Raw genomic sequence first — 15,321 nt, 5'->3', positions numbered from 1 at the left:
ATACCACTCGGCTGCTGAGCTTGGAGGCGTAATAGTAACGCAGGTACGCTGGATCCAGATGCTTCAGATAAGTTGATGCCATGACGAAGGTCCCCTTCGACTTGGACATTTTCTCACCGTTCACCCGCAGGAACCCGTGGATGTGAACCTTCTTTGGCAGGTTGAACCCCGCCGTTTTGAGCATCGCCGGCCAGAAGAGGGTGTGGAAATAGGTAATGTCTTTCCCAATGAAGTGATGGACTTCCGTCTGGTCGCTTTTCCACCAGTCTTCCAGTTTTTCACCATTTGCCTTGCACCACTGATGTGTCGAGGCGATGTAACCAATCGGCGCATCGAACCAGACATACCAGTAGTTGCCGGGCGAGTCGGGAATCTCGAACCCAAAGTAACGAGCGGGCCGGGAGACATCCCAATCGCGTAAAGGATCGTTCAGGAAGTGGCCTTGCAGGTAATTGGCAATCTCCTCCTGAAGATGGCCGCCTGTTTGCGTCCACTCGTTGAGCCAGCCGTGCAGCTTCTCCAACTCGACAAAGAGCTGCAACGACTCCCGGCGAACAGGTGTGGCACCCGACAGTGTGCTGATGGGATTGATGACCTCGGTCGCATCGTAGGTGGAGCCGCACTTCTCACAATTGTCGCCATACTGATCCTCGGCCCCACATTTGGGGCAGGTTCCTTTGACGAATCGATCTGCCAGGAACGTTTCCTCTACGGGATCGTAAAAGCGTTCGACGTTCCGTTCGACGATCAGATCGGCCTGACGAAGCGATTGCCAGATCTCCGCGCACAGAGCCCGGTTCTCATCGGAATGGGTGCTGCCGTAGTTGTCGAACTCAATCCCGAAGCCGGTGAAGTCCTTAAGATGCGATTCTCGCATTTCGGCAATGACTTCGAGTTCTGATCGGCCTTCCTGGCGGGCGCGGATCATAATGGCCGTGCCGTGCGTGTCGTCAGCACAGACATAAACACACCGGTTCCCAGCCAGTTTCTGGAATCGGACCCAAATGTCAGTCTGAAGATATTCGACCAGATGGCCAATATGAATATGGCCATTGGCGTAAGGGAGAGCAGAAGTCACAAGAATCTGGCGTGTCATGGATCTCGATTTCTCAGCGATTCAATTTTTCGAGTTCAAACGCTCTGGCGATTGGTTCTGTTGATCAGCAGGGATCAAGCGCTCACAGAGCACGATAGCGTAGAACCTGTCTGCCATGGTGTCTACGTTGACGATACCAGAGCCGATCCAGCGAATGGCCTCGGTATCAGGTTTTGACGGAAACGGTCAGGTTTTTCCGCTGATTTCAAAAATTCTCGGTTGACGCGGACCGATCGCTCAATTGCTGTTCACGAGTGGTCAGGCTAACCTGCATTGAGGTTTGAAACTCGTCGAACGATGGTCTTGGTACCGGGACTTTGATTTTCCCACCCTTGAGATATTTCGCAGCCGAAATTGGCCTGCACAAAGGAGTTAACGAACATGACGAAGCCTCTCCGCGTGGCAGTGACTGGTGCCGCTGGTCAGATTGGATACGCCACACTTTTCCGCCTGGCATCGGGCGAGATTTTCGGTCCCCAGCAACCGGTCATTCTGCACCTCATTGAACTGCCGCAGGCTCAAGGAGCTTTGGATGGCATTCACATGGAACTGGATGACTGTGCCTTCCCCACTCTGGCGGGCGTCGAAAAGTTTTCGAGTGACAATCTCGAACTGGCTTTCAAGGATGTCGACTGGGTGCTGTGCATTGGTTCAATTCCTCGTGGAAAGGGGATGGAACGCAGCGATCTGATTCGCATTAACGGCCCGATCTTCACCAATACTGGCAAGGCCATTAATGCCGCAGCCTCTCGCGATGTGAAGGTGCTGGTTGTGGGGAACCCCTGCAATACCAACTGCCTCATTGCCATGTCCCATGCTCCAGACATTCCCCGTGCGAATTGGTTCGCCATGACCCGTTTGGATCAGAACCGGGCAGCCTCCCAACTGGCGATTAAGGCCCAGCGTCCTGTGGCAGCCGTTCAGAACGTGGCGATCTGGGGCAATCACTCGGCGACCCAGTACCCGGATTTCATGAACGCCAAGATCGATGGCCAGCCAGCTTCTCAGGTCATTACGGATCATGAATGGCTGAAATCGACCTTTATCTCGACTGTCCAGCAACGCGGTGCTGCTGTGATTGCTGCCCGTGGCGCTTCCAGCGCAGCCTCGGCAGCGAATGCAGCTCTTGATACCGTCAAGAGTCTGGTGAACCCCACACCGGCTGGCACCTGTATTTCAGCCGCCGTCTTGAGCGATGGCAGCTACGGTGTCGAAGAAGGAATCATCAGCGGCTTCCCACTCTCCAGCGACGGAAAAAACTGGAAGATCATTCAGGGCTTCCAGGTGGACGAATTCAGCCGCTCGAAAATTGATGCGACGATCAACGAACTGAAGGCCGAGCGGGACACAGTGAAAGATCTGCTCCCGTAACCGACTTCTGTGTTCTTTTCGATCAACAGAAGATTTCAACATAAAAACCGGTCGATTGCTGCGAGGCAATCGACCGGTTTTTTGATGGTTCAACAATGTCGGTGGTCGAATCAATGACCATGAGATCGTTTGAGGCAAGCCTGCTGGTAGGCATTGAGATACTCTTGAGCACTCCGCTTCCATGACCAGTCACGTGTCATGCCGGTCTTCTGCAGTTTGAGCCAGGTGGTTTTGTCGAGGAAGTAACCCAGAGTTCGGCAGATCTGCCGGAAGAGAACTTCGCTTTTGTATTCATAGAAGCTGAAGCCATTGGCTGTCCCTTTGCCAAGATTTGCTTCGGTGACATCAATGACCGAATCGGCCAGGCCACCCACGGCTCTCACGATGGGAACAGTTCCATAGGCCAGGCTGTACATCTGATTGAGGCCGCAGGGCTCGAACTGGCTGGGCATCAGAAAAATGTCACTCCCTGCTTCAATCTGGTGCGAGAGCGCCTCGTCATAGCCAATCTTGACGGCGAATTTTTGAGGATGCTCTTTCGCGAGTGCCATCAATCCTTTTTCGAGGACAGGATCGCCCGTTCCCAGGAAAACACATTGCACATTCAAATCGGCCAGATCGCGGGAACATCCAAGTATCAGGTCGAGACCTTTTTGCGAGGTAATCCTGCTGATCATTCCGAAGAGCGGAACGTTCATGTGGACGGGGAGCCCCATCGCTTTTTGCAAAGCCACTTTACAGACGGGTTTGCCGATGGAAACTGTCGTGTGGTCGTAGTTTTCTGCAATGTAAGGATCGCTGGCCGGGTTCCAGACTTCTTCATCAATGCCATTCAGAATGCCCACCAGATCTTCCCGGCGAGATGTCAGCACGCCGTTGAGGCCGTTGCCAAATTCAGCCGTCTGAATTTCCCGGGCGTATGTCGGGCTGACAGTCGTCAGCATGTCAGCGAAAGTGATCCCGGTTTTCAGCAGGTTGAGCTGTCCGTGGAACTCCATCTGCCGCCAGTTGAAGTACTTCCAGTCGAGACCTGTGAGCACCATATCCCAATGCCAGAACTGGCCTTGAAAAGCCATATTATGGATGGTGTAAATGCTGGCGGTGCGTTCGAGGCCGTAGCTATGCCCTTCGATTTTCAACAAGGCAGGAACCAGCCCCGTTTGCCAGTCGTTGGCATGGATCACATCCGGACGAATGTCAAACTTACGGCAGATTTCGAGAACTGCGCGACTGAGAAACACAAATCGCTCGCAACTGTCCCGATAATCACCCTGGGCATCTCCATAAAGGCCGGGGCGATCGAAGTATTCCGGTTGATCGACGAGAAAAACTCGAACGGATGTTCCGGGAATGCGGGATTCGAGGATTCGGGCAGTCACATCGTTATGACCGATGGTAATGGTAATCGACTGCTCTGTGGATTGAATCTGCTTGGCCAGGCCGTTCAGTTCAGCCTGCTGCGGATAATAAGGGGTAATGAGCCAGAGTTCGTGCCCGAGAGCAGCCAGTGCTTTCGGGAGAGCGGATGAAACATCAGCCAGTCCCCCGGTTTTTGAGAAAGGTACGGCTTCAGAACTGGTCAAAACAATCCGCATGAGAAAACATCCGTCGGTGACGCATCTGAAGTTGTCTGGTCCGTCTGCCTGTGAAATCGCGGCAATCAGGCCAGTCCATACAGGAAATCATCGAAACAGTACGTCGAGGTTCGAGCAACTGCAACCCGATCCTGATCAATCAGCCCAGTATTCAACAGACATCTTTTCGTCTTATACCAGATTGACAACCTCAGGTTGTGATTGGCTCGAACCTATCGCGGAAGATTGACCTAAGTCGCATCACCCATATCATCGCCCGTGTAATGCTCGTAGAAGAGTCGGCCGATTTCTTCACTCAGACGGGTCATATACAGTGCTTTGAAGTTGGAAAGTGTTTCGTCGGCAGCACTTTTTGGCTGATAAAGCGGGTACTTGGAAATGATTTCTTTGCTGAAGATCTTTTCACCTGCTTCAAACGACTCATCCATCTTCCAGACACTGACGATCGCTTCGGAACGTCCGCGGTAAAGCGAGGCACTTCCTTCTTCGTACAGCGAGAAGGCCTTGAGATCGATGTAAACGACGTACTTTGCCTTGAAAGCGGCACCGATTTCTTCAGCACGATCCCAATCGGGATTCTGATCGAGCCAGGCTTTGACGTAATCGGGAGGAACAGTCTTGATCTTATGGGAGTCGAGCCGGAAGGTCACGAACTTGCTGACTTCAAAGTGAATGTCTTCAAAACTGAAGCGTACTTCCTTGGGGGCATAACAAACGACAGCAACCTTCACGTCTTTATCAGTCATCGACTCTTTGGTCATGGCATCGAACTCAGGTTCGATGGAGGGTGGCCCACCAATCAGGTAGCCAATCATGACCACGTAATTGCAACCATGAAACAGCAGACATGCTGTGAGTGCGCAGACCATGGCTGTCAGCCGCATTCTTGAGGAACGCCTGGCAATCGTGGTATGGGCATCGGACTGATTTTTCATCCAGGCTTTCATGGCAGACCCCGGCAATATGGAATCGAGAGCAAGACGACAGAAAATTTCTGCACCATCACGCATCGATCAAAGTGTGTCGTTCAAAGACTTATCAAAGAAAATTTCGCCCAGCATCTCGCTGACGCGGTCCAGGTACTCTTTCTGAAAAACCAGCGCAGATCGTCCGTTTTCAGAGATAGGCTGGTGCTCAGGATAGGTCGAATTGAATTCAGTCGTGAAAATCTGACTGGGAAACTTTCTCCCCCCCAGATCCTGCACTTCAAAAGCACTGACCTCGGCGAGCATTCTTCCCCGATGCAGACGCGGGGCATTATCTTCCGTGGTCTGGAACCGATGGACGTTCACCCAGGCAATATAGTTGGTTTCAATGTCCTGACTGATATCTGTCAGATCACCATCGATTCCCCCGTGATCATCCAGCCATTTCGTGATCTTTTTGGGATCGACGGCATCGACCTTGCGACGCTTCATGCGGCGGGTAATCCCGTCAATCAGGTCATACTCGAGGGACGAATTTTCCTGCTTGAGGTCTGCCGGTGTTGAGCAGACCACCATGATTTTATGCTTACCTTTGGTGAGATCGATCCCCGTCATCGCCTTGAAACGGCACGTATGCTTAGGGTCTCCCTGCACCATTTTTCCGGCCATCACAAAGAGTGAACAACCCGGAGCTGAACCAATTGCGGCCAGAACGCTGAATCCCAGTGCAGTTCGCATCCATTCGCGACGCGAAGAACCAGCCGCACATGTTCGTGCTGTGTTGTCCATCAAGGGGACCTCCACATTATGGAATTCCATGAGGTAACAATGTTCCGGCCATGACTGACCACAAGACGTCACCAAGAATTCGGGATTTTTGATTCAGAAAAGAAAGGCGAGGTGAATTCAGAAAGGAAATGCGGCGGGGCAAAAGGCAGGAAACCAACGATGGGACTTAGAAACCACTCCAATAGATCCAGGCAATTCGGCCTACCCAGTTTAAGAGAATGATTCCCAGTACCACACACGAGAGCACAGCAAACACTTCGAGATAATCACTGGTCAAACATGAAACTCCTCGAATCACACTGACCAGAATCCAGACCGTCGTTATCGAGGCAAAAAATGCGAGACAGAGACCACCCGGATGACATCGGGCGGCATCAATCCATTCCAATCTGACAAAATGGGAAAAACAGGTCGTCATGCCACAGGCAGGACAAGGAAGACCAGACAAGGCGAGAAAGTAACAGGGGGGTAAACCAAGTTGTTGATGAGTCCCCACACCGGAAGGGTGAGGCTTCAAAAAGGCGGCAAGTAGAAAACCACTGATCAGCAGAACTGCAGCGAACAGCAGCAGCACTCGATGAGTGTTCGAAAGGCGGTGAGGCGGAGAAAGACGGGAAATGAATCTGTACACGTTTGAGTGGCTATGTAGTTTTTTATGACAACTGCTGCAAGGCGTGGTTTATCGGCGGAAATTGCATCTCAGGGCATCATCGGTCTTCAGCACTGTCAGTTATAGCTTGTCTGAGCTTGGCAAAACACCTCGGGATTTCGCCATTTTCCATTTCAGTTCAAGACTTTGCGTCAATTCCAGGCAACGGAAACTCGCTATCTGGAGAGGTTTTGCAGCGAAACCCGACTGGACAGACTTCAGCCTTTTTCATAACAACGCCACGGATTTCTCAAAGTTCTTCCATCCATTGAGAGAGAACTCGTCACCTGGTCTGTCCCGGCTTGCCGGACTCCCTTCATTTTCAGTGCTTGTCAGCCCCTAATCACTCCTGGAGAATCACATGCCCGCTCCTCGCGCTCAGAATCTGCGCGACGCCGGGAATTTCGCGCAGAGTCTGCTCATGCCAGGCCTGTTCGTCATGTCGATTCTGGTGATCATTGCTCCCTTACCACCCGTCGTGCTCGACGTCCTGCTGGCGGGAAACATCACTCTGGCAGTGGTGATTCTGCTAACGACCATTTACGTCTCCAAGCCGCTCGATTTCAGTGTTTTTCCATCGCTCTTACTGGGAACAACACTGGCGCGGCTCGTGCTGAACGTGGCCTCGACGCGCTTGATTCTGACTCGGGCTAACATCGATGGAACCAGTGCGGCTGGTGAGGTGATTGAAGCCTTTGGCGAGTTTGTCGCTGGCGGACAACTGGTTGTTGGCATCATTCTCTTCGTGATTCTGGTGGTGATTCAGTTTGTTGTCATCACGAAAGGCTCCAGCCGCATCAGCGAAGTGGCGGCTCGCTTTGCTTTGGATGGCATGCCTGGCAAGCAGATGGCGATTGATGCTGATCTCAATGCCGGTGCCATCACACAAGAGGTGGCCAAAGCGCGGCGTCTGGAAATCACACAGCAAGCCGACTTTTATGGCGCTATGGACGGTGCGGGCAAGTTTGTCCGCGGCGACGCCATTGCTGGCATTATCATCACGCTGATTAACGTTCTGGGTGGAATCATCATTGGCATGTTCATGCACGGCATGCCGTTTGAAGAAGCCATCAAGGTCTATACAACATTGACCATTGGTGATGGACTGGTTTCCCAGGTCCCGGCGTTTCTCATCTCGCTGGCTTCTGGCCTGCTGGTGACTCGCTCCAGCAGCGAATCAAATCTTTCCAAAGAAACTCTCGGCCAGCTTTTTCGGCACAGCGAGACACTTTTTGTGTCGAGTGCTTTTGTTGGCGCCATGGCCTTTACGGGTCTGCCGATGATGCCATTGCTTTCATTAAGTATGGCACTGGCCGTCGCGGGCTACTTTCTGCGTGCCTCCCAGGAGAAAGGGAAGCTCCAAAAAGCACAGGCAGAAACTCAGGAAGCAGCCGCAGCGAAACCGCAGCCTCGTCCGGAAGATCATCTGGGTGTGGAACCACTTGAAGTCGAACTGGGCTTTGGCCTGATCCGCCTTGCCGACCCGGCTTCGAACGGAGATCTCCTCGATCGAGTGACGCGAGTCCGCAATAAGATCGCTCAGGAACTGGGGCTTGTTCTTCCCAAAATTCGTATTCGCGATAACGTTCGCCTGGAACAGAACGAATATCAGATCAAATTGAAAGACACGCCCATTGCCTGGGGTGCCGTTTATCCCACCGGGTTAATGGCCATCGATACCGGCTTAACGACTGGCCGCATTCCAGGGATGGATGCCCGCGACCCGGCGTTTGACCGACCTGCCGTCTGGATTGAACCTTCACAGAATGAACGCGCCCAACTGCTGGGTTATAGCGTTGTGGAACCGGCTGCTGTGATCGTCACACATCTGACGGAAATTGTTCGCTCATACGCGGACGAGTTACTTTCCCGCCAGCAGGTTCATCAACTGATCGACACACTCAAAGCCAAAGCTCCTAAACTGCTCGAAGATCTCGTGCCTGATGTCCTCAAAATTGGTGTGATTCATCAGGTTCTGGCAAATCTGCTCCGGGAAAGAATCCCGATCAAGGATCTGGAAACCATTCTGGAAACGTTAGGAGATTACATCGATCGCACGAAGGATATTGCCATTTTGACGGAATACGTGCGTCATTCTTTGAGCCGCACCATCTGTCAGCAATATCGCGATTCACAGCGTACGTTGCATGTTGTGACATTAGAACCTGCCGTCGAAGATACGTTGTCGGCCGGGATTGAATTCACCGAGCGCGGCATGCTGGTCAAACTATCGCCTCAGATCGTGGAGTCGTTTACTCAGGAACTGGCAAAGCAACTGGAAAAACTGGTGCAATTTGGCCGGCCACCCGTGCTGTTGTGCGGCCCGCAATTGCGTGCCGGCGTACGACAGATGACATCCAGCACCTTACCACGACTGGCTGTGATCAGTCTGAACGAAATTACGCGGGATACGGCTGTCGAACCTCACGGTGTGATTGGTATCGCTGCTATCAGACCAGCCAGGCCCAACATGATGCCTGCTCCACAGGCCGACTTGACAGGAGCCAGGCGATGAGCACGACCACAGGTTTTTCAGCCGTTATGACTGATCAAATGAATTTGAAAGTGCAAACTTCTTTAACCAGTTGTGGTGTTGCCGGAGGGCTTATATGAATCGGGATATTCGCGTCTATCGTGCCGCGACGCTCGACGATGCTCTCGAGCAGGCCTATCGGGAACTGGGGACTGAGGCGACGATTCTGCATACACGGCAGATCGAACATCGCTCGTGGCTTCCCTTTGGACGTACCAGTAGCGAAGTGGAAATCACCGCCACCAGCCAACCTCAGCAGGTCGCGACAAAACCTCGCATTAATCCTCCAAAACCTCGATCTTCCGCCACGCGAGCCACTCCACGACCCTTGGATGAAACATTAGCTAGCCCGCCGCCACTTCTGGGTGTCGGGCCATCAGCGGCTCGATCCTTAGAAGCTGAACTCAAAAAACGTACCAGCGGTCCACTGAGCCATCCTTCTTCACCGGCAGTTGGCAGTCCTCGGCCTGGCACATCGACTCCTGATGTCCGTTCAACGGGAAATGGCCGGGGGATGGGTCATCAACCAGAAAAGCCAAACACCAAGGTCACACCTCAGCCTCAGGCGAATCACCAGCCGCCTGCGACGACAGGTTCGGTTCAAAATCCATCTTCTCAACTGGATTCTGCGACGACGCCACGTCGGAATCCGTTGCCAACACGAGTGACACCTCCTTCGAATTCACCCGCTCTCACGCCTGCGCCCAGAGGGCTGGGTCGCTGGCAACCAAGGCAGAGTTTTGAACAATCCGGCGTTGATCCCAATCCCGGTGAAACGAATCCAGCCGCACGCGATCAGCAGCAGGACCAGTCGTCTCCAGCGAAGGATGTCAGGCGATCAGCACCCGAATCGACAGTTTCGACAACACCATCCTCTCTGGCGTCCGGTGTGGATTTACCGGCTAAGCCAGTCTCGCTCTTGCCAGCCTACGAACCTTCGGGATTAACTCTGCCGGGTGCGCGCATTGAAAAACCTGCCGTGTTGACCACGGCAGATGCTGTCCATGACTCCCAATGGTGGCAGATCGATCAGCGGCTCCATGAAAATCAACAGAGTCTCGAACAGTTCAAAACAAGTTCGATGAATCGTTTTCATGAAACGCGGGAAGTTGAATCGACCAGTTGGCAGGAAATGGTGAATCAGACGGGCCTGCCAGAAAATATCGCCCGGAAGCTGCTAAAAAAGCTCGCCTGCCTGGCCACTCCGAAAGAATTGACAGATCCACAGGCCTCCCGGCTGTTGTTATTGAGCCTGATTGAGCAGGAATTGAATCTTTCCAGACCTGTGCAAATTGCACCGGGTACTCCTCAAATTGTCGCCTTGGTGGGCCCGACAGGTGTTGGGAAAACAACCACCCTGGCAAAGCTGGCAGCCCAGGCACGGCTGCGTGAGCATCGAAAAGTCGGCCTCATTACTGTGGATACATTTCGAATTGCCGCCGTTGAACAACTCAAGACCTATGCGGAGATTATGGAACTCCCCATGCGTGTGGTTTCATCGCCGGCAGAAATGCGAAGTGCGATGGATGACTACGCGACGATGGATCTGGTCCTCATCGATACGTCTGGCAGAAGTCCTTACGATGAACTGAAAAATCAGGAACTTAAGGCGATTCTGGCAGAAGCCCACGCACACGAAATTCACTTGTGCATCAGTATGGCAAGCGATCCACGTTCGATCACGATGATTGCTTCGAAGTTCATCACGATCGGTGCCAATCAGCTCATCCTGACAAAACTCGATGAGATTCAGGAATACGGTGCCGTCCTGGCCACTAACATTAACTCCACTTTGCCACTCTCTTATCTGACAACAGGCCAGGAAGTTCCCGATCACCTGGAGCGAGCTGCCGCTTCGCGTCTTGCCCGACTGATTCTCTCTGCTGAACCACTGCGCCCATCCATTCTGGCGACAAGTTCGATTACGACAACCAATGCCTTTGCCTCGCCCGTCTGACCGAGATCTGCGACCAGCGAATCATCCATTTACAGTGAGCACAATCCCGCCCCGTTTCCTCATGATTCGATAGCCCATGACCTTACCATTGACCATCACTGAGTCAGAAACCTTGGCGATCCCATGCGATCAGGCCACAGGTCTGCGTTCGCTCAAAGCTCAATCCGGAATCGCATGGTTCAAGGGTCAGCAAGATGTCGCCTTGAGCGAATCGAGATGCCGGGTGATCGTAGTGACCTCTGGAAAAGGGGGCGTCGGCAAATCGACGTACGCACTGAACCTGGCTGTCGCACTGGGAGAAATGGGCCAGCGTGTCCTGCTGCTCGATGCTGCCGAAGGTGTTTCTCATCTCGATCTGATGTGCGGGTTACACAGTTACTGGAATCTGGAGCATGTCGGCAGTGGTGCCCGGCAGTTAGCAGAAGTGATTCTCAACTGTCCAGGCAACGTCAAACTGCTCACCGGATGTCGCTTATTACTTCAACCCGAACTCATCCCTGCCCCGCTCAGGACATTCTTCATCGAACAACTGGCTCAGCTCGAAAAGAGCTGCGACACCTTGATTGTCGATGCTGGGACCGCCAGTTTTCCTGTCGTTTATCCCTTCGTGAAAGCTGCTGATCGTATCGATCTGATCACAACTCCCGAACCGACATCCATCGCAAACACCTATGCGGTCCTCAAGCATCTGTCAGTTCGCTGTCAGAATTCCGCTGGCATCCTGATCACCAGTTGCCATGAGGATCAGCACGCCGAAGCCATCTTTGAACGATTAGCTCGCACCAGTCGAACATTTCTGCAATACGGCATCGAAAAACTGGGTAAACTGGGATACCACGAAGACGTCATAACGTCGATCGGCTCAAGAACTCCGTTTGTCCTGAAGACGAGTTGCCCGGTGAGTGCACAAATTCGCCGATTTGCAGGGAAATGGGCCACCAGATCTTTCGCACCTCGAAAATCTTTCTTCAGGTTGGTCTTGTCGGAAACGGAAGAAAAAGCGATGAATTGCATCCACGCGACGGCAATCACCTGACTGCTCTTCGCCAACGAGTTTCGATCTTGAATTTTGCCTGAATGCCTTTCCCGCCTGTTTTCCTCTCCGCATCTCTTCCTGTAGCCGCCTCACTTCAAATTCCTGCCTCTCCTCATGATTCCCTTGACAATATAGCCCACTCGGATTGCGCTTCGCGCCGTCAATACCTGCCAACATTTCATTCGTTTCCCGCCTCGACTTCTGAATCCCTTCCTACATAACGAAACCTGTTCGTTACCTGTCATTTTCTTGAGCTGATTTCCTACCTGCGTATCACTTTTTTGAGAATGCAGTCGGAGAAATTCCGTCTGCGGACTCTGCGTTGATTTCAACAGATTCACTGAATTTGCATGCTGAAGTATGTCGATACTGAAGAACGAAGCGATGTCGCCACTTCATCAGTTCGCCACCCTGAACCACAACAGGGCCGTCATGGTAAGGCAGTATGCAGCGTATTTAAGCCTGCTTTCTTTAATGGCTGCCTGTGCTGCAGGAGCTATGGAAGGAAGTGGATTTATAGAGACTGTCAGAAAAGGTCTGATAGCGATGATGATCTTCTTTCCGCTGGGCTGGTTCCTGGGAGAACTTGGTCGCCAGACAGCGGAAGATATGGCCCAAAAAGATCTAACACAGAACGATCTGGCTGATTCATCGCCTGGACTCCCGACTGACAGTGTCACTGCCCGATAGTTAATGATTTTTCTGCGGATCTATTCATATTGTTCAGAACCGCATTCGAAACGATGCAAGCACGATAGCTAACCCTCATTAGCTATCACGGATGTTCACGGAGGGTTGGATGGTGACCAGGGTTATCGAAGACATTCAGGCCGTCTGGAATGCCTATAAGCAGGACCAGTCGAGCAAAGCACTGCGTAATCGCCTCATGGAGAACTATCTCCCGCTGGTGCGATATAACGCAGAGCGAGTGTGGTCCAAGCTTCCGGATGGCGTGGATATCAACGACCTGATTTCCGCTGGAGTCTTCGGGCTCATGGATGCTATTGAAGCATTCGATATGGAGCGCGGAGTTAAGTTTGAAACCTACTGTGTCCCGCGAATTCGTGGAGCCATGCTCGACGAACTCCGGACCATGGACTGGGTTCCGCGACTTGTGCGCAGCAAAGCCAGCAAGCTGGAATCCGCCCGTAAGCAGGCCGAAGCTGAACTCGGCAGACCTCCCGCTGATAATGAAGTTGCCGCCAAGATGGGCGTTCCTCTGGATGAGTACGAAAAACTCAAGAGCGAAGCCAGTGCTGTTAATCTCGTGAGCCTGAACAAGAAATGGTACGAGACCGATAGCTATAAAGATGTTCGTGAAATCGACATCATTGAAGATACCAAAGGCGAAGACCCGACTCTCAGCATCCAGAAGCGTGACCTGATGAAACTGGTCACCAAAGGTCTCAACCGCAATGAACGCCTGATTATCATTCTCTACTACTACGAAGAGTTGACAATGAAGGAAATTGGCAGCACTTTAGGGCTGTCAGAATCCCGCGTGAGCCAGATGCATTCGAGTATCGTCAACCGACTCAAAGAACAGCTTGGCCGCCGCAGACCGGAATTTGCTCAGTAAGTTTTCGCCACCAATTCAATGGCTTTGATCAGGTGCAGTGAGTGGTTCTCGAAAAAAGAACCGCTCACTGCACCTGATCGTTTTACGGGCCCCAAAAATCCGGCGGTTGGTATCTGTCACGAAGCGGTTGCGATAACCTGAGTAATGTCAAAACATCCTCACGGCAGTTCTTCCAGCGACTTTGAAAACAGGCGCTGGAAGTTCTGGGTAGCACCACAAACATCGAATGGTCTGATGGATTCTGATCACCACTCACAGCTTCGAGCTGCGGACAATGCCCACGTGTGGCATCCGTTCACCGCGATGTCTGCCTACACTTCTGAAGAAGCCCCCATCATCACCCACGCTGAGGGCTTTTCTCTGTTTGACAGCCAGGGAAAGAAGTATCTCGATGGGCATTCTTCGCTCTGGTGCAATATTCACGGGCATCGTGTCCCTGAGTTGGATGCCGCCTTAACCAGCCAGATCGAGCGTGTGGCGCATTCCACTTTGCTGGGGATTGCGAATTCCAGTTCGATAGAGCTCGCCGAAGAACTTGTCGCATTGTCACCGCCGGGTCTCACCAGAGTGTTCTACACAGATTGCGGTGCCGCTGGCGTGGAAGCTGCTCTCAAGATTGCCTGGCAATATCATCGCCAGAAAGCTCACTCGGAAGATCGCCGGTTGTTTGCGTGTCTGGAACAAAGCTATCACGGAGACACGGTAGGGGCCGTGAGCGTGGGCGGAATTGATGTCTTTCACAGCCTGTTTGGCGGAATGACATTTCCAGCCCTGAAACTTCCCACGCCAGCGCGGGCATCGACCAGAGGCCGTGAGTTTCTGCCCCTGGAAACCATTCTGGCAAAAACCGAACAATTGCTGGATCAGCAACGGGATCAACTGGCGGCAGTGATTGTCGAACCACTCGTCCAGGCCGCCGCGGGAGTTCTGGTTCATCCTCCAGGCTACCTGCAGGCGCTTCGAACGATGACGGCGGAACGTGGCATTCTGTTGATTGCCGATGAAATTGCTGTCGGTTTTGGCCGTACCGGCAAGATGCTAGCCTGTGAGCACGAAAAGGTCGCACCAGATCTGCTGGTCTTATCCAAAGGGTTAACAGGAGGTTACCTGCCGCTGGCAGCGACATTAGCCACCGAGGAAATCTTCCAATGTTTTTCTGGCGAACCTTGGCAGGGCCGCACGTTCTACCACGGCCATACTTACACCGGGAATCCGCTGGCGTGTGCTGTGGCCTTGGCATCGATCCGGCGTATGCGAACGAAGAATGTGCTTTCAAACGCCTGTGAAATTGAAAGCTGCCTGAGACAGCGGATTCAAAGGTGGCAATCATCGAAACCTGCGTGGTTGCAGCATGTTCATCAGATTCGACATCTGGGGACTATGATGGCCATCGACCTGGTGCATCGCAGTGAGCCTGTGACGCCCTATCCTGCCGAACTACGTGCTGGTCACCAAGTCACTCTGGCCTGTCGGAAGAGAGGGATCATCCAGAGAAATATCGGAGATTCAGTCATCCTCTACCCGGCACCCGCGATGCCAGTCGATCTGGTTGAAGAGCTACTCGACGGTCTTGAAGAAAGTCTTGCGGAAGTCACATCCAGACTTCAAACACTCAAGAGCGCGGGAAGAACTCAATCTTCCGAACATTCAGTGAAAAATATGGAGTGAGAGCGGAGGGACTCGAACCCTCGACCTACGGATTAAAAGTCCGTTGCTCTACCGACTGAGCTACGCTCTCATATCAACTGAATGTTAGGCCGCAGATGACAATTCGACAAATCAGTGCGGAT

Annotated in this window: 12 protein-coding genes and 1 tRNA gene; 7 read left to right on the top strand and 6 right to left on the bottom strand. The window is 52.6% G+C overall.

The genetic code is table 11. From position 1 onward, the window contains the following. The coding region (metG, locus tag A6X21_RS12085) for a methionine--tRNA ligase (RefSeq protein WP_068848207.1) at positions 1-1,096 on the bottom strand (1,096 nt) is incomplete at its 3' end. Positions 1,097-1,477: 381 nt separating this feature from the next. On the opposite strand from metG, the gene A6X21_RS12080 reads away from it, so the two are divergent. Next, a complete protein-coding gene (locus A6X21_RS12080; RefSeq protein ID WP_068848205.1) occupies positions 1,478-2,467 on the top strand; it encodes a malate dehydrogenase in 990 nt (329 codons plus the stop codon). A 110-nt stretch (positions 2,468-2,577) separates the two neighbouring features. Here the strand turns inward: A6X21_RS12080 and glgA are convergent, their stop codons facing one another. The 4 genes from glgA to A6X21_RS12055 all read right to left on the bottom strand — a co-directional run bounded on the left by glgA (position 2,578) and on the right by A6X21_RS12055 (position 6,408). Continuing rightward, positions 2,578-4,062, bottom strand: coding sequence for a glycogen synthase GlgA (glgA, locus tag A6X21_RS12075; RefSeq protein ID WP_068848203.1), 1,485 nt, complete (start codon positions 4,060-4,062; stop codon positions 2,578-2,580). 230 nt (positions 4,063-4,292) lie between these two features. Continuing rightward, the gene (locus A6X21_RS12065) at positions 4,293-5,009 is read right to left on the bottom strand and encodes a hypothetical protein (protein WP_240490249.1); all 717 of its coding nucleotides are present in this window, start codon (positions 5,007-5,009) and stop codon (positions 4,293-4,295) included. Positions 5,010-5,075: 66 nt separating this feature from the next. Next, on the bottom strand, positions 5,076-5,777 hold the full coding sequence (locus A6X21_RS12060) for a hypothetical protein (RefSeq protein WP_131818311.1): 702 nt from the start codon (positions 5,775-5,777) through the stop codon (positions 5,076-5,078). Between the two features lie 166 nt (positions 5,778-5,943). Continuing rightward, complete coding sequence (locus tag A6X21_RS12055; protein WP_110766460.1) at positions 5,944-6,408, bottom strand: DUF2752 domain-containing protein; 465 nt, start codon at positions 6,406-6,408, stop codon at positions 5,944-5,946. Positions 6,409-6,787: 379 nt separating this feature from the next. On the opposite strand from A6X21_RS12055, the gene flhA reads away from it, so the two are divergent. From flhA to bioA, 6 genes are all read left to right on the top strand, one after another. Beyond that, positions 6,788-8,941 carry a flagellar biosynthesis protein FlhA gene (gene flhA, locus A6X21_RS12050; protein WP_068848192.1) on the top strand — a complete coding sequence of 718 codons (2,154 nt, stop codon included), beginning with the start codon at positions 6,788-6,790 and terminating at the stop codon, positions 8,939-8,941. A 94-nt stretch (positions 8,942-9,035) separates the two neighbouring features. Beyond that, positions 9,036-10,916, top strand: coding sequence for a hypothetical protein (locus A6X21_RS12045; protein ID WP_068848190.1), 1,881 nt, complete (start codon positions 9,036-9,038; stop codon positions 10,914-10,916). Positions 10,917-10,992: 76 nt separating this feature from the next. Continuing rightward, positions 10,993-11,952 carry a P-loop NTPase gene (locus A6X21_RS12040; RefSeq protein WP_068848188.1) on the top strand — a complete coding sequence of 320 codons (960 nt, stop codon included), beginning with the start codon at positions 10,993-10,995 and terminating at the stop codon, positions 11,950-11,952. A gap of 384 nt (positions 11,953-12,336) precedes the next feature. Continuing rightward, a complete protein-coding gene (locus tag A6X21_RS12035) occupies positions 12,337-12,642 on the top strand; it encodes a hypothetical protein (protein ID WP_131818310.1) in 306 nt (101 codons plus the stop codon). Between the two features lie 109 nt (positions 12,643-12,751). Continuing rightward, positions 12,752-13,531 (top strand): FliA/WhiG family RNA polymerase sigma factor, encoded by a 780-nt coding sequence (locus A6X21_RS12030; RefSeq protein WP_013109408.1) that lies wholly within the window; start codon positions 12,752-12,754, stop codon positions 13,529-13,531. Between the two features lie 144 nt (positions 13,532-13,675). Then, entirely contained in the window at positions 13,676-15,199 is a 1,524-nt protein-coding gene (bioA, locus tag A6X21_RS12025) for an adenosylmethionine--8-amino-7-oxononanoate transaminase (protein ID WP_240490248.1), read from the top strand. Here bioA and A6X21_RS12020 read toward each other — a convergent pair. Beyond that, a tRNA-Lys gene (locus A6X21_RS12020) sits at positions 15,197-15,269 on the bottom strand. The two genes, bioA and A6X21_RS12020, sit on opposite strands and share 3 nt — an antisense overlap. Positions 15,270-15,321: the final 52 nt, after the last annotated feature.

This window comes from Planctopirus hydrillae, from assembly GCF_001707835.1.
GTDB classification, from domain to species: Bacteria; Planctomycetota; Planctomycetia; order Planctomycetales; family Planctomycetaceae; genus Planctopirus; species Planctopirus hydrillae.
The sequence above is the reverse complement of the archived record's forward strand: the minus strand, read 5'-3'. Positions and strand labels throughout refer to the sequence as shown.